A 25,639-nucleotide genomic window follows, 5' to 3' on the forward strand; every position below is an offset into this window, starting at 1 on the left:
TCGTGGGGTTTGTGTGAAGAAGGGATACGGTCAGTCGCCGGTGGCCGCCTGTTGGCGGGCCCACCGATAGTCGGCCTTGCCCACCGGACTTCGCTGGATCTCGGACCGGAACAGGACGGCCTTGGGCAGCTTGTACCGGGCCAGGGATTTGCCGGCATGCTCGACGATCTCGTCCGAATATGCTGTGGCACCGTCGATCAGCGAGACCACCGCAACAACCTCCTCACCCCAGCGCTCACTGGGGCGACCGGCCACGACCACATCGCTCACGGCGGGATGGGAGGCGATGGCCATCTCGACCTCTTCGACGAAGACCTTCTCGCCGCCGGAGTTGATGGTCACCGAATCTCGGCCGAGCAGGGCAACGTTGCCATCGGAGAGCAGTCGCGCGCGGTCGCCGGGCAGTGAGTAGCGGATGCCCGCGACGGTGGGAAACGATCTGGCGGATTTGACTTCATCACCCTTGTAGCCCAGCGGTACGTGGCCGCGCTGAGCCAGCCAGCCGATGCCGTCGTGTCCGGGCTCGAGGACTGCCTCGAGATCCTCCGAGAGGACGTAGGTGTCCGGCCCGGGATTGAAAGTGCCCGTGGAAACCGCGTCGGCGGTGGACAAGTGGGTCATCTGTGCGCCCGTCTCCGACGAGCCGACACCGTCGATCACGATGGCATTGGGGAGGGCGTCGATCAGCCGTTGTTTGATGGTCGGGGTCAGGATCGCGCCCCCGTTCGCCACGGCGAACAGGGAGCTCAGGTCTGCGGAGGTCTCTTCCAGCGCGGTGAGCAGGGGCCGCGCCACGGCGTCGCCGACCAGCATCACCACCCCGGCCTTCTCTCGTTCGATCGCGGCCACGATGTCATGGGGGTCGAGATGGTCGACGACGGTGGGGAACACCAGGGACTGGCCCGTACTCAATGCCTGCATGGCGGCCCACTGGGCGGCGCCGTGCATCAGCGGTGGCAACACCACGATCTTGATGCCGGGGTTGTCGACCACACGGGCGGCGATGTCGTCATAGGAATGCGCCAGCTCCCCGGTGGCGAGATTGCGTCCACCGAAAGCGGCCACGAAGATGTCGTGCTGACGCCACAGCACACCCTTGGGCATACCGGTGGTCCCGCCGGTGTAGAGAACGTAGAGGTCATCGGGCGATGGCTCGACGGGCGGTGATTCGGGGGAGCTGTCGGCGATGACGGTCTCGTAGTCCACCGCGCCGGGCAGCAGGCTGTTCCCGGAGCTGTCGGCGATCTGGATGAGCACCCGCAGGTGCGGGAGATCGGGCAGCACCGCGGCGAGTTGTGGTGCAAATGCGGCGTGATAGATCAGCGCGCTCGCGCCGGCGTCGGAAAGCAGGTATCGAAGCTCGTCGCTGACGTACCGGTAGTTCACATTGAACGGCGCGACCCGGGACCGGAAGGCGCCGAGCAGCGCCTCGATGTATTCGTTGCCGTTGTAGGCGTAGATGCCGAGCAGGTCCTGTCCGGTCTCGTGGCCGCCGAGCGAATCACGTTCGGTATGCGCGCCGAGCCCACATGAATGTAGATAGGAGGCAAGGCGTTTGGAGCGATCCGCGACCTGGGCGTGGGTGTAATGATCGTCGCCCTGGGAGATGAAGACGCGGTCACCGATCGCGGCGGCGACGACGTCGGCAGCCGCTCCGACGGTGAACTCTGTGGTTGTCGGCTGGGCTCCGGTCTCCGTGTTGGACACTATTGCTCCTCGATGGCGGTTTCTCGACCACAGACGGTCGGATGTCCACTACTGTAAGGTATACCGGAATGCCTGCGGCTGTGTTTCGCGACAAGTAATCCGAAGGAGTGGGGGGCCATGGTGTCGGACGACCAGGTGACCTCGGGAGCGAGTGCCAGACCCAGCTACGGAGAGGTGCCCCTGGAGCAGACGGTCGCCGCCGCCGCGGCCATCCGCCGGCTGATCGAGGTGACGCTCTCACTCGAGCACGAGCACCCCACGATTGACGCGATCGTCACCCAGTGCGAGCAGTGGGAACGCGAACTCGCACCGTCGGTACCCCCGAATCCGGCCCCGCGTTTCGGTGACGATCTCGGCGCGGATCGACGGGTCTATCTCGACCACGCTTTTGACGTCGGTGCCTTCAATCCGTGTTTCCCGCAGTACGAGTTCGATCACCTCGACGCCGATACCGCATCGGGAACGGTCGAGTTCGGGTTGTCGTACGAGGGGCCGCCGGGCCTGGTACACGGGGGATTTCTGGGCGTCTTCTTCGACTGTGTTGTGCAGCAACAGAATTGTGCGGTACGACTGTCGGGCAAGACCCGCACTCTGGACATTTCTTATCGTCGGCCGACACCGGTGCTGACCCCGCTGCGGTTCGAGGTCGACCGGACACGCGAGGGTCGCGAACTCATCTCGACGGCGCGACTACTGCTCGGCGAGACCGTGTTGTGCGGCGCACGGGTCACCGCGGTGGCGTTACCTCCGGAACAGTTGACCGGCTCACGCCACGGCAGACGCCGGATTTCGAACTGATGCGCAAGACCACACGCACGCCGTGCGAACCGATGAGGAGTTTGGCAGATGACATCGTCGACTGTTGGAAGTGACCGGGTCCTGTTCGACGTGGATCGCCAGACCCGGATCGCCACGATCACGCTGAACAATCCGCAGCGCCGGAACTCCTATGACGCGGCCATGCGCGAAGATCTGGCCCGGTGCCTCGATGCGGTCGCCGATGACGACGACGTGACGGTCGCACTGTTGCGCGGCGCGGAAGGCGTGTTCAGCACCGGTGCCGACATGAACAACGCCTACGGCTGGTACGGCGAGGAGGAGGGTTCCGGGAACAGCGATGCGGCAGCGGCGAAGAATCGTCGGCCGAGTCAGCGTCGACGACTCAATGTGGACCGCAAGTCATTTGGCTTCTATCACGAGTTCCTCGGCTTCCCGAAGGTCACCGTCGGCGAGATCGGTGGGTACGCACTGGGCGGCGGATTCGAGATGGCGCTCATGTGCGACATCTCGGTCATCGCCCGGGATACCAAGATCGGGATGCCCGCAACCCGATTCCTGGGTCCGGCCCTGGGTAGCCTGCACATGTTCTTCCACCGTCTCGGTCCGGTGCTCGCGAGGCGGATGCTGTTGACCGGCGACATCATCGCGGCCGGGGAGGTGGAGCATCTGGGTGTCTTCACCGAGACCTGCGACCCGCAGTCGCTGACCGCTTCTGCGCGTTACTGGGCCCGCAAGGCGGCCAAGATGCCGGCCGACGGCGTGGTGATCGCCAAAGAGGCGTTTCGGATGGTGGAGCAGAGTCAGGCGTATCAGGGCGAGGAGGTGGCGAGTTACCTCTTCCACGCCTTCGGGACGAACCTGCAATTCGCGCCGGGGGAGTTCAACTTCGTCAAGACGCGGGCCGAACACGGCACCCGGGAAGCATTCCGGTTGCGTGACGAGCACTTTCGCGTCGAACGAGAGGACATCAAGAACCTCTGAGACCCGCGTCGGTGGTCAGGGCCCGGGTCAGGAACTTCACCTGGTGCGCGAGCACCGACTCATGCCAGGGTTTGCCCGGGTACACGTCGAAGTGGTCGCAGGGATAGTGCCGAACCTGGGCGCGCGCCCGTACTGCGGTCTTGATCGCGGCATCGACCGACACGCAGCGGTCGAAGTCCGCGATCTGGAACAGGGTGTGGCAGTGGACCCGGCCGGCGAACCGATCGGGCCGGTGGCGGATGGCCTCGACCGCTATCGAGGCGCTCACCTCGTTTCGCCAGGTGGGGCCGGCTATGGACGTGTAGTCGTCGAGCGTGCCGGAGGTGTCCAGCAGTGCGCCCGACCCCGGCGTTCCGACCGCGGGCACCATGATCCTGGACCGGCCGAGTGCGCCGGCGGCCTTGTCTCGAAGCCCCTGTGTCAGAAGCTTTGTCACCCGAAGCGCCCGGTGATCGGGGCGACTGGCCACCAGGGGTGTGAGCGAGATCAGCCCGACGATGTCGCTGCGACCGGCCGCAACCTCCAGGATGGTGCCGCCCGCCAAGGAGACACCCCAGAGCACCATACGTTGGGGATCGACTTCGGGGAGCAACGCGGCCTGGCGGAGCGCGGCGCGGTAGTCCTGCACCTGCCCGGGCAGGGAGATGACCTGACGTGGCTGCCCGGCGCTGGCACCGAAACCCCGATAGTCGAATGCGATCACGTCGAGTCCGGCAGTGGCCAGACTCCGTGCGAAGGGTTCGAGCCCAGAGTCTTTGGTGCCCGCGAAGCCGTGCGCCATCACGGCAACGGGCCTACCGGTCGCGCCTGCGAGCCGGTTGTCGGCTGCGGGGAAGTGCCAGGCATCGATATCGACACCGCCGGAGGGGAAGACGAGGTGATTCTTCACTGCGTGACACCTGCCCGTCGGCGACCCCGCGGGAGTTCCTGCAATCGAGACGGGGAGGCGATGTTGTGGCCGGTGCAGCGTGACCCGGCGGATCCGGACCCAGTAGCGATGCCCATTCGATCTCATCTCAGCCGAAATGTTGTCGTATGCCTTTGTCCATCAGGCCACTTCGTTGAGTTTGGTTCGTATCGGCCGTGTTCGCAGGCGGTTGGCTAACTCGCTTCAGGAGTCTTTCCGTTGCGGCGTTGCGATGCCGATGATTTCTTCGCTCCCGACGCAGTGGACTCGATCAGCCGGCTCGCATGATCGAGGATGCATTCGAGACCGAAGGCGAAGTTCTTGTCGTCGGGCGCGCCGATGCTGTGCCCGCGACCGACGCCTTCGGAGAGCAGGGGTGTCGTCTCGGGGGTGATGATCAGGTGTTCGTAGTAGGCGCGGGCCTCCGGGTCGGCAGCCTTCTGCTTCTGCTGCAGCCGGGCCAGGACAACCGAGCCGCGGACGTGGAGCTGGACTGCGGAATACGTGTCGAATGCGTCATCGAGGGACAGTCCGGCCTTGACCAGATTGGCGACGGCCATCTCGATCAGTTGGGCGCCGGGCTGTGCAGCCCGCGGACTCATCGACGCCCGGATCAGGATCAGATCGCAGAGGATCGGATTGGCGAGAAAGGTCTCCCGCATCTGGTACGCGTGTTCGCTGAGCGTCTCGCGCCACGGCCGGTTTTCCGGAAAAGGGGTTTCGACGGTGAACCGGTTGAACGCACGGTCGGTCATCGCGTTGAGCAGGTCATCCTTCTTGCGGAAGTACCAGTAGATGCTCGTGACCCCGACGCCGAGGTGTTTGCCGAGCAGCGGCATGCTCAAGTTGTCGATCGAGACCTCTTCGGCCAGTTCAAAGGCACCCTTGATGATGTCGTTGGGATCGATGGATCCACGCTCTCGCCGTTGCCGCTTCACTGGAGCGCTCTGCTTCGCCATTCGCAACCACTTCCGTCACCACTCGTCTGCCGACGAGCGCGTCCGCCGTCGTGCTTGATCGTCCCCGTAAACGTTACCGAAGACCGTGCAGTATCCACCGCTGTCATGCCTGTGAGCTGGGTCTCCGTCTGCCGGTGCGGTAGCCGGATCGGCGTATGCGCCGGGCGGCTCCCACGGCCGGTGCAAACCCTTGTGGAATGCACTACCGATAGGTATACAGTAATGGTGCCAGAGGGTCCTCGGAGCCGTTTTCCCAATCCAGGAGGTGCCGCCGTGTCCGAGGCGGATGTCGATCAGCCGGTTCTGTATTCAGAGACCGAAGCCGGGGTCGCCGTACTCACGCTGAATCGTCCCGATCGGATGAACGCGTGGGGCATCGACATGGCAAATGCCTTCTACGAGTGGGTCGATCGCGCCGAAGCAGCCCCGCATATCCGCGTCCTGGTCGTCACCGGCGGTGGTGGTGCGTTCTGCGCCGGCGCGCATCTGGGGTCGTCGGAGACCATCGGTGACTCGCTCGAGCGCGCCGGCGCCGTCGACATCAGCAAGATCATCGGGGACCGGCCGGTGTCGTTCCTGACCGGTCTGCGCAAACCCGTGGTCGCGGCCATCGACGGCCCCTGCGTCGGCATCGGTCTGGTGCTGGCCCTGATGTGTGATGTCCGTTTCGCCACCACCGGCGCAAAATTCGCCGCACCGTTCGCCAAGCGGGGCCTGGTCGCCGAGAACGGCATCTCGTGGATCCTGCCGCGGCTGGTCGGTTGGGGTGTGGCCATGGACCTGCTGCTCAGCGGTCGCACCTTCTATGCCGATGAGGCAGCGGATCTCCATCTGATCAAAGAGGTCGTCGCCACCGAGGTGCTCATGGAGACGGTGCTCGAATACGCCGAAGGTATTGCGCTGCAATGTGCGCCGAGCTCGCTGGCGTACATCAAGGAGCAGGCGTACCGGGATTCGACCGGAGACGTGGACGAAGCCGGTTCGCGCGCCGGGGTATTGATGGGTGAGTCGCTGACCCGGCCGGACTTCGCCGAAGGCATCTTGGCCTTCTTCGAAAAACGAAAGCCGAACTTCCCGCCGCTGCAGTGAGCGCTCCACTGCGCGGCAACGGCAGTTTCGAACAACACCCAAGTCCCCGCTCGCCGGATCGAAAGGACCGTCAATGCCGAAACTTCCGTACCAGGCGATTGATGTCGACAATCACTACTACGAGCCGCTCGACGCCTTTACGCGCCACCTGGACAAGAAGTTTCGCCGCCGGGGTGTGCAGTTCGCCGACAACGGACGGCACACCATGGCGATCATCGGTGACCGGGTGAACCGATTCATCCCCAACCCGTCCTTCGACCCGATCATCGTGCCGGGCTGCCTCGACCTGATGTTCCGGGGCCAGATCCCCGACGGGGTCGACCCGGCTTCCCTGATGCAGGTCGAGAGTATCGAGATGCGTCCGGAGTATCGCGACCGCAGCGCGCGGGTGGCAATCCTCGACGAGCAGGAGGTCGAGACGATCTTGATGTTCCCCACGTTCGGGTGCGGTGTCGAGGAGGCATTGACCCACGACATACCCGCGACGATGGCATCCCTGCACGCATTCAATCTGTGGCTGGATGAGGATTGGGGCTTCGCCCGACCGGACAACCGGATCATCACGGCCCCGATCATCTCCTTCGCCGATCCGGAAGCTGCTGCCGCAGAAGTCGATTCAGTCATCGACAAGGGTGCCCAGTTGGTCTGCGTCCGGCCTGCGCCGGTGCCGGGGATCCCGAAGCCGCGGTCGCTGGGGGACCGTCTGCACGATCCGGTGTGGGCGCGACTGGCCGAAGCCGGTGTGCCGGTGGCCTTCCACCTCAGTGACAGCGGATACCTCAGCATCGCCGCGATGTGGGGTGGCAAGGCGAACTTCGAAGGATTCGGCACCACCGACCCGTTCGACAAGATCGTCGTCGACGACCGGGCGATCCACGACACCATCGCCTCTCTGATCGTCCACGGTGTGTTCGACCGTCATCCCAGGCTTCGGGTGGCCAGCATCGAGAACGGTACGGACTGGATGCACCGGTTGGCCAAACGGCTGGCCAAGCTCGCCAACCAATTCCCGCGGTCGTTCCCCGTGGATCCGGTCGAGACGCTGCGCAACCACGTGTGGGCGGCCCCGTACTACGAGGAGGACATGACGGCACTGGCAGAGTTGATCGGCGTCGAACGAATTCTCTTCGGTTCGGATTGGCCGCACGGTGAGGGGTTGGAGACACCGGTGTCCTTTGTCGACGACCTGGCCGATTTCGGTGACGCGGATGTCCGGAAGATCATGCGCGACAACGCATTGGATCTACTGGGTCGTTCACCGGTGGTGGTCGGCGCGGGTCCGGGCGAGAAGGCGGGCCGATGAGGGAGTGGTCGATCGGGGATGTGCTCGACGAGGTGGCGTCTGCGGTACCGGACCGGGTGATGACGATCTGCGGCTCCCGGCGCAGCACTTTCGGCGAGTCCGCGGTCCGGACGCGCCGGCTGGCCAATTATCTGGCTGATCAGGGGCTCGGCGCCCACACCCCGCAATCCGAACACCCGCGCTGGGAATGCGGGCAGGACCGGGTCGCGCTGATCATGCGCAACGACCTCTACCCCGATGCCATGATCGGCTGTCTGAAGGCCCGCGTGGTCCCGGTGAACGTCAACTACAACTACACGGCCCGCGAGATCACTGAACTCCTCGAGTACGTTCGTCCGCGCGCGGTCATCTACCACCGCTCATTCGGACCGGAGTTCGCCGCGGCGCTGACCGGCGAGGGCATCGACCTCCTGATCGAGGTCGACGACGGAAGCGATGCACCGAGGGTCGCGGGTGCGGTGTCCTTTGACGATGCGGTGGCACAGGGTGATTCGGACCGGGAACTGCCGTCGTCGCCCGATGACATGGTCATGCAATGCACCGGCGGAACAACCGGACGGCCCAAAGGGGTGATGTGGCGGCAGAGTGATCTCTATGTGTCGTCACTGGCCGGCAACGACTACGAGTCCGCCACCGACCTCCACAACATTGCGCTGACCGGCGGGCAGGTCTGGTTCGCGGTGTCGCCGCTGGTGCATGCGGCAGGTATCTGGACGGCGTTCTCGGGGCTGCTGACCGGGCAGACCGTGGTGCTCTTCGACGACCGCGACCACTTTGATCCCCGCGCGGTCCTGGAAACGGCGGAGCGGGAGAAGGTCTCGCTCATGACGATGGTCGGGGACGCATATGCGGCGCCGATCGCCGCAGAGCTGGGGCGCAAGAGCTACGACCTGTCATCGATGTACGCCATCGCCTCTGGCGGCGCGGCCACCAACCCGATCCACAAGACCGCACTGCTCGAAGCGCTGCCGCATGTGCTGGTGATCGACGGATACGGTTCATCGGAAACCGGCGGCCTGGGTTTCTACACCAGCCAGAAGGGCGCGCTGGGAGAGACTTTCGGCCTGCGGCCCGGCGGCGCCGTGGTGTCCGCCGATCGCAGCAGGCTCCTCGAGCCGGGCTCTGGCGAGATCGGCTGGACGGCTCGGGTCGGCCGGGTTCCGCTGGGCTACTTCCGGGATCGAGCCGCGACCGAGAGCACGTTCCCGGTGCTCGACGGGGTGCGGGTGTCGATTCCCGGTGACCGGGCGACGCTCGACGCCGACGGCACCGTCCGCCTCCTCGGACGGGATTCGCTGGTGGTCAACACCGGCGGTGAAAAGGTCTTCGTGGAAGAGGTCGAAGCCGTCCTGCGCCGGCAGTCGGGTGTCGCCGATGCGCTGGTGATCGGCCGGGCGAGCGACCGCTGGGGCCAGGAGGTGGTGGCGCTGGTGGCGCTCGAACCCGGTTCCGGGGAGACCGCGGAGAGCTTACAGGCGCTGTGCAAGGTGGATCTGGCCGGTTTCAAGGTCCCCAAGGCGGTGATCTTCGTCGACCACGTGAAACGCCTCGGCAACGGAAAGCCCGATTACCGATGGGCGAAGGTCGCGGTGGAATCAGCCGGCGACACCGCCCGTCCCGCGACCTCGACACTGTAGAAACGGATTCGCCCAGATGCCAACAGAAGTAGCTGCCACACCGGCAATCGACTGCCTGGTCAACGTCCACTTCGGTGAGACCGCGCAGCAACCGGGCTGGATGCTGAAGGTTCGAGACGACTACTTCAAGGGGCCCAAGTCGATGTTCGAGCCGGTGGACATGGCCGAACTGCTCGACGAGATGGACGCCCACGGCGTCCGCAGGGCGATCCTGATGGACAACCTCGCAACCCCGTCGACCACGGCACGTAAGTTCGTCGAGGCCGAACCCGGCCGTTTCACGCTCGCGATGGGCGGTATCAACCTGCTGAAACCGATGCCGTCGCTCCGCGAGCTCAGTGCTGTGGTCCGGGACCTGCCGGTGACGTATGCGGTGGTGGGGCCGAGCTTTTGGGGCGATGGGATGTACCCGGCCAGTGACGCGGTCTACTACCCGCTCTACACCAGGTGCGTGGACCTGGACCTGCCGCTGTGTATCAACACCGGCATACCCGGGCCGCCGATACCCGGGGAAGTGCAGCATCCGATCCATCTCGATCGGGTGTGCGTCCGTTTTCCCGAACTGCGGCTGTGCATGATCCATGGGGCGGACCCGTGGTGGGATGTGGCGATCCGACTGTTGGTGAAGTACAGCAATCTGCGGTTGATGACGTCGGCCTGGTCGCCAAAGCGTCTGCCCGAGAGCCTCTTGCACTACATGCGCACGCGCGGTCGGGACAAGATCATCTTCGGTTCGGACTGGCCGGTGCTGCCGATGCGTCGCGTCCTGCCGGAGGCGGCAGCGCTCGATCTGCCTGTCGACGCACTCGAGAACTACCTCTACAACAACGCGCAGGATTTCTTCTTCGCCGGCCCGAAACAGGAGCAATGAACATGGACCGCTACGAATTGCGCAGGCTGGACTACACCCTCTCGCCGGACCAGCTCGACCTGCAGGCCGCGTACTCGAAGTTCTTCAACACCCATTGCTCCATCGACGTGGTGCGGGCCGCCGAACCGGACGGCTTCGACAAGAATCTCTGGGAACGCCTGTGCAGCACGGGTGCCACCTCGATGGCGGTGCCGGAGTCCACCGGTGGTGACGGCGCCACGCTGGTCGACCTCACCATCGTGGCCGAGGAGATCGGGAAGTCGATCGCACCGGTGCCCTGGATCGATCACGTCTGCTCGACCCGGTTGCTGGGGAGAATCGGTGCACTGAAGGATGATTCGCCGTTCGCTCAGGACGTTGTCGCCGGTCGGCAGTTGGCCACCCTGGACCCGCATGGCGACGAGGTGGAAGGGCCCCGCCTGGTGGCCGCCGCTTCGGTGGCCGATCACATCATCCTGCGTGACGGCGACAACATCGTCAGGTTGACCGCGGACACCCGCCCGGCCCGGGTGAACAACATCGGACATCTGCCGATGGCCTGGGTGGACCCGTCCGGCGCAGAGCATCGCACGGTTCTGGCCGGCGGCCCCGAGGCGATCGCCGAATACGAACTGGCCCTAGACGAATGGCGTGTGCTGACGGCGGCCGCGCTGGTCGGTCTGGTCGAGAAGACCATGCAGATCGCCGCCGAGTTCGCCAAGAACCGGTACACGATGGGTGTTCCGATCTCGACGCTGCAGGGCATTTCGCATCCGTTGGCCAATATGGCGATCGTGGTGGAGTCGGGTCGCAATCTGTCGCGGCGGGCGGCCTGGTTCCTCGACAACGAGCCGGAAGAACGCCGGGAACTGTCTGCGGCAGCGTTTGTGTACATGGCCGAGGAAGCCGCCCGTTCGGCGGCCGGCGCGGTCCACATCCAGGGCGGTCTAGGTGTCACCACCGAAGCGGCGGCCACCGGATACCTCGTGCGGGCCAGGGGATGGCCGCTGGCGGGCGGAGATCCGGCGGTCAGTGCGCGGCGGGTGGCTCAGATCATCGGTGCTCGCGAAAGCGCGCCGGACGCGGCTCGGACGTCGACGCCGGTGACGGTCTAGGAGGGGATGAGAAGGACATGGATTTCTCGAAGGTTGAACTGGCAGCGGCAGATCAGGCGTTTCTCGACGAGGTGCGCGGATTCCTGGGGACACACGTCACGGATGAGGTGATCCGCCGAGATCGCGAATCCGGTGACAACTTCGACGAGGCGGTGCACCTGGCGATGGGTGCGGCGGGCTATCTCGCGGCGGAGTTCCACAGCGAGGAGGAGGGCGGCTGGGGCCGGATCCAGCGGCGGATCTGGCAACTGGAGAAACGGCGATTCCACGCCCCGTGGGTGACCTGGGGGACCACGGCGATCGTGGCGCGGTCGGTGCTGACGTTCGGCTCGCCGGAGCTCCGGGACGAGGTCCTGCCCGGTGTGTTCAGCGGGCACGTCCGGATGTGCCTGGGCTACACCGAGCCCGAAGGTGGCTCGGACATCGCAACCTCCAAAACCCGGGCCGTGCGTGACGGCGGACGCTGGATCATCAACGGGTCCAAGATGTTCACCACCGGCGCCCACAACTGCAAGTACGTCTTCCTGATCACCAACACCGAACCCGACGCCAAGAAGCACAAGAGCCTGACGATGTTCCTGGTGCCCCTGGATTCGCCGGGTATCGAGATCCAGGGCATCCGCACAGTCGACGGGGACCGCACCAACATCGTCTACTACAGCGACGTCGAGGTCGACGACCGGTATCGCCTCGGCGAGGTGAACGGCGGATGGGCCGTGCTGATGGGGCCGCTCAGCGTCGAGCACGGCGTGACAGAGCGCAAGCCCGACGGCCTGGACGACATCGCGATCATGATGCACCAGGGCCTGTACATGGCGACGACGGTCGACCAGGTCGCGGCCGCGGTGGCGCGTGAGACGCCGTCCGGCAAAAGAGCTCTCGATGACTCCTCGGTGGCCTACCGACTCGGTCGCAGTGCCGCGCGGATGGAGGCGTCACTCTCGGCGCCGAGCATGTTCGGGCGCGTCGCCATCGCCCAGGCGATGCGCGAGCTCGCGCCGGATCTGATGGACATCCTCGGCACCGCATCGACCCTGCCGATCGAGACGGACGGCGCCGCCGACGACGGTGCGTCGGAATACCTGTACCGCTGGGCGCCGCTGTGCGGCATCTATGGCGGCACCCTGGAGGTGTTCCGTAACATGATCGCTCAGCACGCTCTGGGGCTCGGACGTCCAGACTACTCGCCGGCCAAGACCACAGCGGGGTAGTGGTCGGCCATCACCTGTGGCACAACCATTTTGACAACTAGGAGTGCGCAACCATGCCGTCGCGAAAAGTCAGCTTCCCGGTGTTCGATTCCGACAGTCACATGTACGAGACGCAGGAGGCGCTGACCAAGTTCCTCCCCGAGCATGCCAAGGGCACGATCCGCTACGTCGACATCGACGGGCGCACCAAGATCGTCGTCCGCGACACGATCAGCGAATTCATCCCCAACCCGACCTTCTCGGTGGTCGCCGCACCCGGCGCGCAGGAAGACTACTTCCGCAACGGCAATCCGGACGGCAAGAGTGCCCGCGAGATCATGGGTAAGGCGATGAAGTCGATCCCCGCGTTCCGCGAACCGGCGGCCCGGCTGGAGAAGATGGACGAACTGGGTGTCGACTACGCGTTGATGTTCCCGACGCTGGCATCCCTGGTGGAGGAGCGCCTGAAGGACGATCCGGAACTGACGCACGACGTGATCCACGCCCTCAACGAGTGGATGTTCGAGCAATGGTCGTTCAACTACGAGGACAGGATCTTTGCGACCCCGGTCATCACGCTCCCGATCGTGGACCGGGCCATCGAGGAGTTGCACTGGGCCCTCGAGCGCGGCGCCCGTACGGTGCTGGTGCGCCCGGCCCCGGTCCCGGGGTTCAAGGGTTCGCGGTCCTTCGGTTTCGAGGAGTTCGACCCGTTCTGGCAGGCCTGTGTCGATGCAGACATCCCGGTCTCGATGCATGCCTCGGACAGCGGCTACTCCGAGGTGCTCAACATTTGGGAACCGGCGTCGGAGTTCAAACCTTTCGCCCCGACCACCGGCTTCCGGACGGCGGCGATGGGCAGCCGTGCCATCGAGGATGCGATGACCGCGTTGATCTGTCACGGAACCCTGTCGCGGGTGCCGGATCTCAAGCTCCTGTTGATCGAGAACGGGGCCGACTGGCTGCCGACGTTGTTCCGCAACCTCGAGAACACATACAAGAAGCTGCCACAGTTGTTCCTGGAGAACCCGATCGAGGCCTTCAAACGTTGTGTGTACGTCAACCCGTTCTGGGAGGACAGCTATGCCGAGGTGGTCGATCTCCTCGGGGCCGATCATGTTCTCTTCGGCTCCGACTGGCCGCATCCGGAAGGACTCCGGGACCCGTTGAGTCTGATCGACAGCAAACTTGCCGGCCTGTCCGATGAGGACACCCGAAAGATCATGGGTGGCAACATGTCCAGGCTGCTCGGTATCGAGGCGAGGATTCGTTTCGATTGATCTCCCGGTCGCGGATCCGAAGGTCAGATGATCGCGCCGGATTCCTTTGCGGCGATGATCTGGTCCCAGTCCAAACCGAGTTCGAGAAGGATGGTCTCGGTGTGCTCACCGTATTCGGGGGCCCGGGCGCCGTCAGGGGCGATGTTGTTGAATTGGATTGGCGCACCGACGGTGTAAAAGTCGACACCGTCGTCGTCTGTTGCGGTCAGGAGGTAACCATTCGCGGCGACCTGGGGGTCGTCGAGCACTTCGCGCGGCGTGGCCAGGCTGGCCCAGACGCCGGGCTCGTCGGCGAGGACCTTGCACCATTCCGCCAGATCCCGTTCGGCGAAGGTCTTTCGCAGCTCGGCGGTGGCGACGTCTCTGTTGGCGATCAGGTTCGCGATGGGCGTGAACCGTTTGTCCTCCGCGAGTTCCGGGCGTCCGATCCGATCACAGAAACCGGCCCAGTAGCGGTCCGCCTGCAGGAACACCAGCTGCAGCCAGCGGTTGTCGCGGGTCTTGTACCGATTGACCACCGGATTGGGAGCCTCGCCCGGCGGGTAGGCGGGAATGCGATCGATCCCGTAGTGGTCGGCGGCGATGATGTCCGGGGCGACGGCCCACATGCCCTGTGCGAGTAGCGAACCGTCGACGATGTCGGGTTCACCGGTGCGCTCGCGGTGGAACAGTGCGGCGGCGATGCCACCGGCCAGCGTGCTGCCGCCCTGCAGATCGCCGAAGGCCGGACCCTGGGCGAACGGGAACTCGCTGCCGTCCGGTGTCAGTGCGTAGGCGACGCCGGCACGAGCGGTGTACCCGGAGGCATCGAAACCTCCCTTGTCGCGGTCGGGGCCACGTGACCCCTGGCCGCTGCCGCGGGCGATGATGAGTTTCGGGTTCAGTTCGCGAAGCGCGTCGACAGTGAGACCGGCGCGTTCGAGCGGACCCGGCAACCAGTTGGTCAGGAAGACATCCGCCCCGGCTATCAACTTCCCGAAGATCGCCTTGCCTTCAGTGGTTTTGACGTCCATGCCGATGCTGCGTTTTCCCCGATTGCCGATCTCCATCATGAAGTTGACCTTGACTCGCGAGTCCTGAGGTTGCAGGCCACCGACGGTGAGCTGACGACAGGGGTCGCCCCCACGGGTGTCCTCGATCTTGATCACATCGGCGCCCCAATCACGCAGGATGACCCCCGCGCTCGGGACGTACGTCCATGAAGCCAGCTCGACCACGGTGACACCGCTCAGCAATGAGGACATCCGCACTTGCCTTTCCAACCGTTTGACGGACTGTTGTTCGAGCCTACTGTAAGAACTACAGTTAGTCAGCCCGGTTCCCGGACACCCTTTTGGCCCCTTCGGTGTGTCGTCTCCCACACCACCGGGCTGTTGAGCACCCTGGCCACACTGAAGGCGGAGTACGCCGCCGGGCCCGAGCTGATCGATGCACCCGTCAGCGGATCGGCAGACGACATCCTCGCCGGATCGCTGACCGTCTTGCCGGCCGGGCCGGAAGCGGTGCGCGATCGCGTCCGGCCGGTGCCGGCCGCATACGCCGGCCCGATCGTCGACACCGGGGACGTGGGAAGTGCGGTGTCGCTCAAGCTCATCAACAATGTGCTGTGCGCCCGCCAACGCGCAAATGGTCGCCTCGGCAATCCAGCTCGGCGAGAAGCTCGGCGTCGACGAGACACAGCTGCTCGAGGCGCTTGCCGTGTGCAGCGGTGCGAGTAAAGCGGCGTAATCGTTGCAGCTGATCGGTGGACTGCAGGGCTTCACCGATCTGGCCGGCCGGTACATCGCGAAAGATGTGGCGGCTTGCATCGCCTCGGCCGAGGAGTCCGATGTCGACCTCGGACTTCTGCGGACCGTGGTCGAGACCAGACCGATGAACATCACGTGACCGCGGATCTTCTGGATAGGCAACAGGTGCGGTGGTGGACCCGTCGCAGGCTGAGGTCTCGAGGCGCGGCGAGGTCTACCCTCACGAGGAGGTACCGACCGCCTCGGTGGGCGGGACGTCGTAGAACTGTGTCGCCCACTTGCGCATCGCCCGAAATGGCGGCGCATCAACCCGGGACAGCGGTGGATGCTCGACATACTCCTGATGACGCCAGATGCTCAGATCTTCGAAAACCGTGACCAGGAACTGCTTTTCGACCTTCTCCTGGACGTCGTCGGGCGGGATGTCGGAGGGATCACCGGGATTGCGCGGCCACCAGATGGAATAGAACAGGTCGGAGTAGCCGTCCTCGACCGGTGTGCAGGCGAAGATCAGGCGATAGTTGGTGGCCCCCTCGAAAGCACTGATGGCAAAGCCCAGTCCCGAGAAGTGACTGTGGATGAACAGCGCCATCTTGTCGGGGTCGCCGCTGCGGACATCGGGCCAGCCGGTGAGGAATCTCCATTCGTTGTCGACGACTTCCCAGTTCAATCCGACCGGGGTGACGGTGGCATTGTGGACGTACCGGAAATGCGCGCTGTCCGGCCCGTTTTCGGCAACGATCTGCGGGTGGACGGGTTCATGCTCCGACTTGCGGGCGAACTCGGGATACGGCCGGTAGTAGGCGTCTGCATCGGTTGGGAACTGCGGGAACTTCTCGAACAGGTCCGGCAGTTCCCACCTCGGTGGCTCGCCGTGGGGGTGGTGCCACATGAACACCAGACCGTATTGCTCCCGGACGGGAAAGGTGCGCAATGTCAGCAGTTTGTTGGGCCGGTCGGGTTCGTCCGGCCGGAACTTGTTGACCCCGTCCGGACCCCAGCGCCAGCCGTGAAAGGGACATTCGACGCAGTCGCCCACCACCTTTCCGCCATGCCCGAGGTGGGCACCGAGATGCCGGCAGCGGGCCGATGTCACGTGCATGTCCCCGGACTCACCGCGATAGGCGACAAGGTCTTCACCGAAGTACCTGAGCGGCTTGGCCTCGCCGGCCGGATACTCTTGCGACCATCCGATCACGAACCAGCCGGTGACCTTCCACGTGAACGGAACCTTCATCGGGGGTATACCTCTCAGGGGGTGATGGTTGTTCGCGTGACCGGTTGGGCCGCGGCCTGTCGTCCGCGCAGTGCGCGTTCGAGCGAGGTGAGCAGTGCGTTGCGCGTCTCGGTGGGATCGATCAGCTCGTCGAAACCGAGGTGTCCGGCCGACCGGTAGGACGCCTCGAGTTCCATTTCGCGAAGCACCGTACTCATGTCCTCCTCGGCGCCCGACGCCCGGCTCAATGCGGCGGCACTCATCGCGCCCATGGTTGCCCCGGGGAAGGCGAATGTGGCTGCCTGGCTGTCGAATCCGATCAGGGACATGACCATAGAGCCGAACCCGTAGGCCTTACGTAGGGTGACATGCAACTTGATGGTGGTCGCGCCGGTCTGGGCCGCGAACATCCGTGCCCCGCTGCGAAGGACACCGTTGCGCTCGGACTCGCTACCCGGGAGCATCCCGGGGTTGTCGGCCAGGAAGATCAGTGGAAGATGGAACGAATCGGCCACGTTGACGAAATGGGCGGCCTTGTCGGCGGCGTCGGAATTGATGGAACCGGCCATCACCTGAGGCTGGTTGGCCACGACCGCAACCGGATGGCCACCGAGATGTGCGAGCGCACAGATGATCGCCGGACCGAAGGTCGGCTGAACCTCGAAGTAGTCGGGGCGGTCGAAGACAACGTCGAGCACGTTGTGCATGTCGTAGACCCGCCGACTGTCCCGTGCGATGACGTCGAGAAGTTCTGCGGTGGGCCGTTGTTCGTTGTCATCGTCGTCGCCCGCTGCCAACGATGGCGGATACGACCAGGCGCTCGACGGGAAATAGCTCAGATATCGGCGTAGGTCGTCGAGGGCGGCCTCGTCGTCGTCCGCGAGGTTGTGGATGACGCCGCTGGCGATCGCGGTCGCCGGTCCGCCGAGGTCTTCCTTGGAGATGGTCTCTCCGGTCGACTCCTTGACCACCGGGGGGCCTGCGGTGAAGATCGCGCCCTGTTCTGACATGACGGTGAAATCGGAGATGGGCGCGACCAGGGCGCCGTGCCCGGCCGACGACCCGAGGACCGCGGTGACCAGCGGGACCTGTCCGGAACACCGTGCCTGCGCCAACAGGTCGGTGGGGGTGCGGCCGTAGGCGTGGGCAGTGGCACGGAAACCGGCGCCTTCGAGCAACATGACGAGTGGGATCTTGTTGCGCACAGCCAGTTCGGCGATGCGGTAGCGCTTGGAGTTGCTGCCCGGTGCGATGGTGCCGGCCATGGTGGTGAAGTCTTCTGCGCCCACCATCACCGGACTCCCATTGACCAGACCCGAGCCGACCACGATGCCGTCGGACGCGATCTCGCCGCCGACCAGGGTTCCGAACTCCTGGAAGCTACCCGGATCGAGGAAGCGCGTAATCCGTTGCCGGGCATCGAGTTTGCCCTTCGCGTGATGTTTGGAAACCCGGTCGGGTCCGCCCATCGCGTGCGCGTGCTGACGGCGGTCCTCGAGGTCGGAGAGCGTTTCCTTCCAGCCGTGTGCGTTTGTCATGAGCCTCGTTCCTCGTCAAAGTGCTGGGGCCGGGTGGAAAGTGCTGCTCCCCGTTTCGATGGACATACAGTATGGCTTTCAATTTAGCGCGGATCGGGGTGCTTGGAAAGTCGTTTCAGTCCCGGGAAAATGGGCTACCGTACGACTTACAGTCAGATGCCGTGATCGTCGGGCGACGAGTATTGTCCGGCCTCAACAGAAGTGATGGGGGGTATTTCGTATGACGGTTCCGAGTATCGACGACGCGGCCAGGATGCTGGCCGACCCATCGGCGTACACCGACGACGCGCGGTTGCACACCGCGCTGACCCATCTGCGGGCCACGGCGCCGGTCTGCATGGTGACGGAACCGAAGTACCGGCCCTTCTGGGCGATCACCAAACATGAAGACATCATGGCGATTTCGCGCAACAACGCCCTGTTCACCAACTTTCCGCGCCCGGTTCTGATCAAATCCATGCAAGAGGAGATGGACATCGCGAGCCAGGTGAAGACGTTGATCCACATGGACGATCCCGAACACAAGGTGGTGCGGGCGATCGCGGGGGACTGGTTCCGGCCCAAGGCGATGAAGGCGATGAAGGCCCGGGTCGCCGACCTGGCCACGATCTACGTCGACAAGATGCGTGCGATGGAGGGCGACTGCGACTTCGTCCAGGAGGTCGCGGTGAATTATCCGCTGTACGTGATCATGTCGCTGCTCGGCGTACCCGAGGCCGACTTCCCCCTGATGCTCAAGCTGACCCAGGAGTTGCTCGGCAGTGAGGAGCCGGAGTACCACCGCGGTGACACCCAGGAAGATCGCACCATGGCGCTGATGGAGATGTTCGAATACTTCAATGCCGTGACCGCCGCCCGCCGTGAGCATCCCACCGACGATCTGGCGTCGGCGATCGCCAACGCAACAATCGACGGTGAGCCGCTCGATGACATCGAGACGGTGTCGTACTACCTGATCATCGCCACCGCCGGCCACGACACCACCAGCGCGACCATCGCCGGTGGAATGCAGGCGCTCATCGAGAACCCGGCAGAGCGAGCGCGTCTGGTTGCCGATCCCGGCTTGATGCCGTCGGCCGCCGAAGAGATGATCCGGTGGACCACGCCGGTCAAGGCCTTCATGCGGACCGCCGCGCAGGACACAGAGGTTCGCGGGGTGCCGATCGCGCAAGGGGAGTCGCTGCTGTTGTCTTATGTGTCGGGCAACCGGGACGAAGACGTCTTCGACGACCCGTTCCGGTTCGACGTCGGCCGCAGTCCCAACAACCACGTTGCGTTCGGCTACGGCGTCCACTTTTGTCTCGGTGCGGCGCTGGCCCGTATGGAGGTGAGCAGCTTCTATTCGGAGCTGCTGCCCAGGCTGCGGTCGGTGGAGTTGACCGGCGACCCCGAACTGATCGCCACCACCTTTGTCGGTGGCCTCAAGCACCTGCCGATCAGGGCGCAGGTGGTGTGACAAGACAAATCCGCCCGCCCGGCTGATGCCGGGCGGGCGGATTGTTGTCTTACTTCAGATCACACGTCACATCGTCGGAGACGATCACACGTCACATCGTCGGAGACGATCACACGTCGTAGTAGAGCGAGAACTCGTACGGGTGCGGACGGATCTGGACGGGCTCGATCTCGTTCTCGCGCTTGTAGCTGACCCAGGTCTCGATGAGATCCTCGGTGAACACGCCACCCTCGGTGAGGTAGTCGTGATCCTCTTCGAGGCGGTCGATGACGGCGCTGAGCGAGGTCGGGGCCTGCGGGATGCCCTTGGCCTCCTCCGGCGGGAGCTCGTAGAGGTCCTTGTCGACGGGCTCGTGCGGCTCGATCTTGTTCTTGATGCCGTCGAGGCCGGCCATCATCATGGCGGCGAACGCGAGGTACGGGTTGCCCGAGCTGTCGGGGCAACGGAACTCGAGGCGCTTGGCCTTCGGGTTGTTGCCCGTGATCGGGATACGCACACAGGCGCTGCGGTTGCGCTGGCTGTAGACCAGGTTGATCGGGGCCTCGTAACCCGGGACCAGACGCTTGTAGGAGTTCACCGTGGGGTTGGTGAACGCCAGCAGCGACGGTGCGTGGTGCAGGATGCCGCCGATGTAGTGGCGAGCCAGGTCGGACAGACCTGCGTAGCCGGCCTCGTCGTGGAAGAGCGGCTTTCCGTCTTTCCACAGCGACTGGTGGGCGTGCATGCCCGATCCGTTGTCGCCGAACAGCGGCTTCGGCATGAAGGTGACGGACTTGCCGTTCTGCCATGCGGTGTTCTTCACGATGTACTTGAACAGCTGAACGTCGTCAGCGGCCTGCAGCAGCGTGTTGAACTTGTAGTTGATCTCGGTCTGTCCGCCGGTGCCGACCTCGTGGTGACCGCGCTCGAGGATGAACCCGGCGTTGGTCAGGTTGGTCGAGATCTCATCGCGCAGGTCGACGTAGTGGTCATACGGCGCGACCGGGAAGTAGCCACCCTTTTGGCGAACCTTGTAGCCGAGGTTCGGTGAGCCGTCCGGGTTCTGCTGCGAAACGGTGTTCCACCAGCCCGACTCCGACTCCACGTTGTAGTGGGTGCCGTTGACCTCGGAGCTGAACGAAACCGAGTCGAAGATGTAGAACTCGGCCTCGGCACCGAAGAAGCAGGTGTCGGCGATGCCGGTGCTGACCAAGTAATCCTCGGCCTTGCGGGCGACGTTGCGCGGGTCGCGGCTGTAGGACTCACGGGTGAACGGGTCGTGCACGAAGAAGGTCACGTTCATCGTCTTCGCCTTGCGGAAAGGATCGATGCGCGCGCTCGTCGGGTCGGGGAGGAGCATCATGTCCGACTCGTCGATCGACTGGAAACCGCGGACCGAAGACCCGTCGAATGCCAGACCGTCTTCGAAGACGCTCTCATCGAAGGCCGTGGCCGGGATCGAGAAGTGCTGCATCGTTCCTGGGAGATCACAGAACCGGATGTCGACGTATTCGACGCCTTCGGACTTGATGCCCTCGAGCAGTTCTTCTTTTGTGTTGTACACCTGCGGGTGACTCCTTCACTCGTGCCAATTGCTGCCAGCACCCCAAATTGATGGATGTTGCAAGGCCTGGCGATTGTCCCTGTCCACTCTAGAGTGGCGGATCATCAACGCTGACCGTATTGACGTCAGGTTGCTAGCCAGATACTTCGGTGTTTCGCCCGTGTTACACGAGCCATTCCGGGGCGAAACGTGGTGTGAGATGGGCCGCATAATGCTTGGTGAGACTGTTCTCCCAGCACATCTATGATTGTGGCCATGGGACGTATTACCGGATCGTGGCTTTCTGGCCCGCAGGCAGCACTCGGAGACAATGTCGATGTAGGCGCCTACCGCGGCGAAAAGCTGGGTCTGGCCGAGTCCGGCCCGAACTCGCTGGCATCTTCCTGGCATCGCTGCCTGGGGCTGTTCGCAGACTGGGTGATGTCCGGTGGTGTGGCGATGATCTTCGTCCAAGACCTGCAGTCGCCGGTTCTCTCGAACGTGGTCTTGCTCGTCTGGTTCGTCGTCGGCGTCGGTTCGGTGACCGTATTCGGATTCACCCCGGGACAATTCCTCACCGGCATGCGCGTCGCCCGCGTCGACGGGGGAGCACGAGTCGGCTTCGTCCGTGCCCTGGTCCGGCAGATCCTGATCGTGTTCCTGGTCCCACCGCTGATCAACGACCACGACGGACGCGGCATGCACGACCGGGCAACCGGCACCGCGTTGATCCGCACCCGCTGAGCAGTTCGGCGTAACAAAAAACCACCCGTCAAGACGGGTGGTTTTTTGTTGCCCGGATATCGGGGGCAGGGAGATCAGCGACGACGCGCGGTGCGCTGGATGCTGCGCATCTTGGCGCCGGCGGGCATCGGACCCTTGGGCATGCCCGGACCGGGCTGCTTGCCACCGAGTGCGGCAAGCCGTGACTCGAGCGCGTCGATGCGCTTCTTGTCGATGTTCTTCGGCAGTTTGTTCAGGTGCTTCTCGAGGTTCTTGAGCGGAACCTGACCCTCATCGTTACCGACGGTGATGTCGTAGATCGGGGTGTCGCCGACGATGCGGGCGACTCGCTTCTTCTCCTGGGCCAGCAACGGCTTGGTACGACTCGGGGCACCCTCGGCGACCAGGATCACACCCGGTTTGCCGATCACGCGGTGGATGGCATCGAGGTGGGCGGTGCCGGTGACGGCCTGCTTGACCCGCCACTGCCCGCGCATGTTGTCCAGCGCCCAGGCCGCGGCACCGGCCTGACCGTCCGCCTTGCGGAAGACCGTCTTCTGCACCCGGCGTCCGAAGATGATGAACGCGATCAGAACGCCGAGCAGGATGCCCATCGGGAGGACGAAGACCAGACCGCCGACGAAGATGCCGATGAGAACCGCGATCACCGTCGCGCCGACGATCGCGCCGATCATCAGGGGCAGCAGCAGCTTGTCTTCTTTGCGCTGCATCTGGAACGCTTGCCACAGTTGTTTGCGGCGAGCTCGCGACGCTTCCTTACGGGCAGCCTTCGCAGCTGCCTTTGCTTCTTTTGTCGCCTTTGTTGCCTTCGCCATGCTCACCAGGATACTGGCCTGCGCCAGGCATCCGGTCAACCCGGTACCCCGGCAATCGGATGTCGGGGAAAACTGGTCGGCGGCCGGCGCCGATCAGACCTCAGCGGGCGAGACGGGCCATCAACGACGAGGCTTCCTGGCTGGCGCTTCCACCGTCGGTCAGATGTGACATCGCCTCGGGAAGTTCACGTCCGTGATGCTTCATCGCCTGCGCGTACAGCCGACCGGCCCGGTACGACGAGCGGACCAGCGGTCCGGCCATGACACCGGCATAACCGAGGTCTTCGGCGAACTTCGAATGCTCGACGAACTCCTCGGGCTTGACCCAGCGGTCCACCGGGTGATGCCGCGGCGACGGACGCAGGTACTGCGTGATGGTCAGGATGTCGCAGCCGGCCTCGTGTAGGTCGACCATCGCCTCGGTGACCTCTTCGGGGGTTTCGCCCATCCCGAGGATCAGGTTCGACTTGGTCACCAGACCGGCATCGCGGGCAGCGGTGATGACGTCGAGGCTGCGCTGGTACCGGAACGCCGGACGAATCCGCTTGAAGATACGCGGGACCGTTTCGACGTTGTGCGCCAACACCTCTGGGCGTGAGGCGAAGACCTCGGCCAGCTGGTCGGGATCGGCGTTGAAGTCGGGGATGAGCAGCTCGACACCGGTGGTCGGGTTGAGTTGCTTGATGTACCGCACGGTTTCGGCGTAGAGCCAGGCCCCGCCGTCGGGCAGGTCGTCGCGGGCGACACCGGTCACCGTCGAGTAACGCAGACCCATGGTGGCCACGCTCTCGGCCACCCGCCGAGGCTCGTCGCGGTCGAGATCGGCGGGCTTGCCGGTGTCGATCTGGCAGAAGTCGCAGCGGCGGGTGCACTGCTCACCACCGATCAGGAAGGTGGCCTCGCGGTCTTCCCAGCACTCGTAGATGTTCGGGCATCCGGCCTCTTCACAGACCGTGTGCAGGCCCTCGCTCTTGACCAGGGACTTGAGTTCGGTGAACTCCGGACCCATCGTCGCGCGGGTCTTGATCCACGACGGTTTGCGCTCGATCGGCGTCTCGGAGTTGCGGGCCTCGAGGCGCAGGAGTTTGCGTCCGTTCGGGCCGACCGATGCCGAAGCGCTCGATTTGGCTGGTTTGTCGTGCGAAACAGTCACTGGACAGATCCTACGTGGGTTTGATTGTCACTCTGGGTGACGCTGGTTGTTGCAGTATGTGTGCTGACCGGCAACGTCCCGTCGAGGACGTCGGCAATGGCCGCGGCGAGCAAGGGGCGAACCTCGTCGACCGTGACCGTGCGACCGAGTTCGTCGGACAGTGAACCGGCGCCGGCGTCGGGGATGCCGCAGGGGATGATCGAGCCGAAAGCGCGCAGGTCGGGATCGCAGTTCACGGCGATGCCGTGCAATGCCACCGCCCGAGCCACCCGGATGCCGATCGCGCCGATCTTGCGGTCCGGGCGGGAAGGTTTCTGATCGTCGTCCGGCTCATCGATCGCCCACACCCCGGAGCGGCCGTCGACGCGGAACGTCGGCAGGCCCAGGGTCTGGCAGACATGGATCATGGCTTCTTCCAGTCGCCGGACGTAGTCGACGACGTCGACCGGACTGGCCAACGCGACGATCGGATAAGCGACCAGCTGGCCGGGACCATGCCAGGTGATCTTCCCGCCGCGGTCGACATCGATCACAGGAGAACCGTCGTTGGGACGATCGGCCTCTTCGGTACGCCGGCCCGCGGTGTAGACCGACGGATGTTCCAGCAGCAGCAGGACGTCGTGGTCGAGGATCCCGTCGGCACGTTCGTTCGCGAGCCGATGTTGCAGGTCGAAGGTCTCCTGGTAGTCGACGCGGCCGAGCCAGCGGACCTCGAGAGGTGCGTTGGACGCACGAGCACCGGGCATCAGGCGCCCTTGCCCACCGCGTAGGCGAGGGCGGAATCGATGGTGGGATGACGGAATTCGAAGCCGTTGTCGGTCAGCACCTTCGGTACAACGTTCTGACCATGCAACAACATTTCCTCGGCCATCTCACCTGCTGTTTTGGACAACACGAACGCCGGCACCGCAAAGGGGGTCGGACGACGCAACGCGTGACCGAGGGCCTTGGTGAACTCGGCGTTCGTGACCGACCGGGGTGCGCACATGTTGACCGGACCGGCGATCGGCCGGGTCAGCAGGAACTCCAGCACCCGCACGGTGTCGACCAGACTGATCCAGGGCAGGTATTGCTCACCGCTACCCAACCGGCCACCCAGACCCAGACCGAACAAGCGCCGCAGTTTGCCGAGCATGCCGCCGGACGGGGACATCACCGGCGCCGTGCGGACCACTGTCACCCGGGTCGATGCCCCCGCCGACCGTGCCGAGAGAGCGGCGGCTTCCCAGTCGGTCGTCAGTTCGGCCAGGAACCCGGTACCGGCAGGATCGTCCTCGGTGACCGCCCGGGCCCCGGTGTTCCCGTAATAACCGGTTGCGCTCGAACTCACGAAGATGGGCACGCCGGCAATCCGGACTGCTTCGGCGAGCACCTGTGTCGGGATGATCCGACTGTCCCGGAGTTGCTGCTTGACGTGTCCGGACCATCGGCCGTCGGCGATACCGCGACCGCAGAGATTGACCACCGCATCGACGCCCGCCAAGGCGCCGGGATCGATGCCGAACGAATCAGGCTCCCAGTGAATCTGATCCGCGGCAGTGGCGGGACGCCGAACCAGGCGGACGACCTGGTGGCCGGCCCCGGTGAGACTGTCCACCAGGGCCGAGCCGATCAGGCCGGAAGATCCCGCTATGGCGATCCGCATCGAC

The 25,639-nt window shown here is 64.5% G+C and carries 24 protein-coding genes; 13 read left to right on the forward strand and 11 right to left on the reverse strand.

The window, feature by feature from the left end; translation table 11 throughout:
• Positions 1-30 precede the first annotated feature (30 nt).
• The gene (locus AC51GR_RS06455; protein WP_496323767.1) at positions 31-1,707 is read right to left on the reverse strand and encodes an acyl-CoA synthetase; all 1,677 of its coding nucleotides are present in this window, start codon (positions 1,705-1,707) and stop codon (positions 31-33) included.
• A 117-nt stretch (positions 1,708-1,824) separates the two neighbouring features.
• Between AC51GR_RS06455 and AC51GR_RS06460 the strand changes: the two genes are divergently transcribed.
• Both AC51GR_RS06460 and AC51GR_RS06465 read left to right on the forward strand, forming a co-directional pair.
• Positions 1,825-2,505, forward strand: a complete 681-nt coding sequence (locus AC51GR_RS06460) for a PaaI family thioesterase (RefSeq protein WP_496323768.1) — start codon at positions 1,825-1,827, stop codon at positions 2,503-2,505.
• A gap of 48 nt (positions 2,506-2,553) precedes the next feature.
• Positions 2,554-3,468 (forward strand): enoyl-CoA hydratase/isomerase family protein, encoded by a 915-nt coding sequence (locus tag AC51GR_RS06465; RefSeq protein WP_496323769.1) that lies wholly within the window; start codon positions 2,554-2,556, stop codon positions 3,466-3,468.
• On the opposite strand, the gene AC51GR_RS06470 is transcribed toward AC51GR_RS06465, so the two are convergent.
• Together AC51GR_RS06470 and AC51GR_RS06475 are read right to left on the reverse strand one after the other, a co-directional pair.
• Positions 3,455-4,357 carry an alpha/beta hydrolase gene (locus tag AC51GR_RS06470; protein ID WP_496323770.1) on the reverse strand — a complete coding sequence of 301 codons (903 nt, stop codon included), beginning with the start codon at positions 4,355-4,357 and terminating at the stop codon, positions 3,455-3,457. The genes AC51GR_RS06465 and AC51GR_RS06470 overlap by 14 nt on opposite strands.
• A 212-nt stretch (positions 4,358-4,569) precedes the next feature.
• The gene (locus tag AC51GR_RS06475; protein ID WP_496323771.1) at positions 4,570-5,334 is read right to left on the reverse strand and encodes a TetR/AcrR family transcriptional regulator; all 765 of its coding nucleotides are present in this window, start codon (positions 5,332-5,334) and stop codon (positions 4,570-4,572) included.
• A gap of 222 nt (positions 5,335-5,556) precedes the next feature.
• Between AC51GR_RS06475 and AC51GR_RS06480 the strand changes: the two genes are divergently transcribed.
• The 7 genes from AC51GR_RS06480 (at position 5,557) to AC51GR_RS06510 (ending at position 13,798) form a co-directional block, all read left to right on the forward strand.
• A complete protein-coding gene (locus AC51GR_RS06480; RefSeq protein ID WP_496323772.1) occupies positions 5,557-6,423 on the forward strand; it encodes an enoyl-CoA hydratase in 867 nt (288 codons plus the stop codon).
• Positions 6,424-6,496: 73 nt separating this feature from the next.
• Positions 6,497-7,726 carry an amidohydrolase family protein gene (locus tag AC51GR_RS06485; RefSeq protein ID WP_496323773.1) on the forward strand — a complete coding sequence of 410 codons (1,230 nt, stop codon included), beginning with the start codon at positions 6,497-6,499 and terminating at the stop codon, positions 7,724-7,726.
• Positions 7,723-9,363, forward strand: coding sequence for an acyl-CoA synthetase (locus tag AC51GR_RS06490; protein WP_496323774.1), 1,641 nt, complete (start codon positions 7,723-7,725; stop codon positions 9,361-9,363). The genes AC51GR_RS06485 and AC51GR_RS06490 overlap by 4 nt, the downstream gene beginning before the upstream one ends.
• A gap of 16 nt (positions 9,364-9,379) precedes the next feature.
• Positions 9,380-10,234 carry an amidohydrolase family protein gene (locus AC51GR_RS06495; RefSeq protein ID WP_496323775.1) on the forward strand — a complete coding sequence of 285 codons (855 nt, stop codon included), beginning with the start codon at positions 9,380-9,382 and terminating at the stop codon, positions 10,232-10,234.
• 2 nt (positions 10,235-10,236) lie between these two features.
• Positions 10,237-11,328: an acyl-CoA dehydrogenase family protein gene (locus AC51GR_RS06500; RefSeq protein WP_496323776.1), complete on the forward strand. Its 1,092-nt coding sequence runs from the start codon at positions 10,237-10,239 to the stop codon at positions 11,326-11,328.
• A 17-nt stretch (positions 11,329-11,345) separates the two neighbouring features.
• Complete coding sequence (locus AC51GR_RS06505; protein ID WP_496323777.1) at positions 11,346-12,539, forward strand: acyl-CoA dehydrogenase family protein; 1,194 nt, start codon at positions 11,346-11,348, stop codon at positions 12,537-12,539.
• Positions 12,540-12,592: 53 nt separating this feature from the next.
• Positions 12,593-13,798, forward strand: coding sequence for an amidohydrolase family protein (locus tag AC51GR_RS06510; RefSeq protein ID WP_496323778.1), 1,206 nt, complete (start codon positions 12,593-12,595; stop codon positions 13,796-13,798).
• Between the two features lie 23 nt (positions 13,799-13,821).
• On the opposite strand, the gene AC51GR_RS06515 is transcribed toward AC51GR_RS06510, so the two are convergent.
• Complete coding sequence (locus AC51GR_RS06515; protein WP_496323779.1) at positions 13,822-15,042, reverse strand: CaiB/BaiF CoA transferase family protein; 1,221 nt, start codon at positions 15,040-15,042, stop codon at positions 13,822-13,824.
• A 129-nt stretch (positions 15,043-15,171) separates the two neighbouring features.
• On the opposite strand from AC51GR_RS06515, the gene AC51GR_RS06520 reads away from it, so the two are divergent.
• Positions 15,172-15,516 (forward strand): NAD(P)-binding domain-containing protein, encoded by a 345-nt coding sequence (locus tag AC51GR_RS06520; protein WP_496323780.1) that lies wholly within the window; start codon positions 15,172-15,174, stop codon positions 15,514-15,516.
• A 13-nt stretch (positions 15,517-15,529) separates the two neighbouring features.
• Positions 15,530-15,685, forward strand: coding sequence for a hypothetical protein (locus AC51GR_RS06525; protein ID WP_496323781.1), 156 nt, complete (start codon positions 15,530-15,532; stop codon positions 15,683-15,685).
• A gap of 81 nt (positions 15,686-15,766) precedes the next feature.
• Here the strand turns inward: AC51GR_RS06525 and AC51GR_RS06530 are convergent, their stop codons facing one another.
• The gene (locus tag AC51GR_RS06530; protein ID WP_496323782.1) at positions 15,767-16,783 is read right to left on the reverse strand and encodes an aromatic ring-hydroxylating oxygenase subunit alpha; all 1,017 of its coding nucleotides are present in this window, start codon (positions 16,781-16,783) and stop codon (positions 15,767-15,769) included.
• Positions 16,784-16,797: 14 nt separating this feature from the next.
• A complete protein-coding gene (locus tag AC51GR_RS06535; RefSeq protein ID WP_496323783.1) occupies positions 16,798-18,300 on the reverse strand; it encodes an acyl-CoA carboxylase subunit beta in 1,503 nt (500 codons plus the stop codon).
• A 220-nt stretch (positions 18,301-18,520) separates the two neighbouring features.
• Between AC51GR_RS06535 and AC51GR_RS06540 the strand changes: the two genes are divergently transcribed.
• Positions 18,521-19,756, forward strand: coding sequence for a cytochrome P450 (locus AC51GR_RS06540; protein WP_496323784.1), 1,236 nt, complete (start codon positions 18,521-18,523; stop codon positions 19,754-19,756).
• A 109-nt stretch (positions 19,757-19,865) separates the two neighbouring features.
• On the opposite strand, the gene glnA is transcribed toward AC51GR_RS06540, so the two are convergent.
• Positions 19,866-21,299 carry a type I glutamate--ammonia ligase gene (glnA, locus tag AC51GR_RS06545; protein ID WP_496323785.1) on the reverse strand — a complete coding sequence of 478 codons (1,434 nt, stop codon included), beginning with the start codon at positions 21,297-21,299 and terminating at the stop codon, positions 19,866-19,868.
• 255 nt (positions 21,300-21,554) lie between these two features.
• On the opposite strand from glnA, the gene AC51GR_RS06550 reads away from it, so the two are divergent.
• The gene (locus tag AC51GR_RS06550) at positions 21,555-22,022 is read left to right on the forward strand and encodes an RDD family protein (RefSeq protein WP_496323786.1); all 468 of its coding nucleotides are present in this window, start codon (positions 21,555-21,557) and stop codon (positions 22,020-22,022) included.
• A gap of 74 nt (positions 22,023-22,096) precedes the next feature.
• Here AC51GR_RS06550 and AC51GR_RS06555 read toward each other — a convergent pair whose 3' ends face one another.
• The 4 genes from AC51GR_RS06555 to AC51GR_RS06570 all read right to left on the reverse strand — a co-directional run bounded on the left by AC51GR_RS06555 (position 22,097) and on the right by AC51GR_RS06570 (position 25,635).
• Positions 22,097-22,837, reverse strand: a complete 741-nt coding sequence (locus tag AC51GR_RS06555) for a DUF4191 domain-containing protein (RefSeq protein WP_496323787.1) — start codon at positions 22,835-22,837, stop codon at positions 22,097-22,099.
• A gap of 100 nt (positions 22,838-22,937) precedes the next feature.
• Complete coding sequence (gene lipA, locus AC51GR_RS06560; RefSeq protein WP_496323788.1) at positions 22,938-23,990, reverse strand: lipoyl synthase; 1,053 nt, start codon at positions 23,988-23,990, stop codon at positions 22,938-22,940.
• Positions 23,987-24,736 (reverse strand): lipoyl(octanoyl) transferase LipB, encoded by a 750-nt coding sequence (gene lipB, locus AC51GR_RS06565; RefSeq protein WP_496323789.1) that lies wholly within the window; start codon positions 24,734-24,736, stop codon positions 23,987-23,989. The genes lipA and lipB overlap by 4 nt, the downstream gene beginning before the upstream one ends.
• On the reverse strand, positions 24,736-25,635 hold the full coding sequence (locus AC51GR_RS06570; protein ID WP_496323790.1) for a TIGR01777 family oxidoreductase: 900 nt from the start codon (positions 25,633-25,635) through the stop codon (positions 24,736-24,738). The genes lipB and AC51GR_RS06570 overlap by 1 nt, the downstream gene beginning before the upstream one ends.
• Between the last annotated feature and the right edge of the window lie 4 nt (positions 25,636-25,639).

The organism is Williamsia sp. z71, from assembly GCF_059553375.1.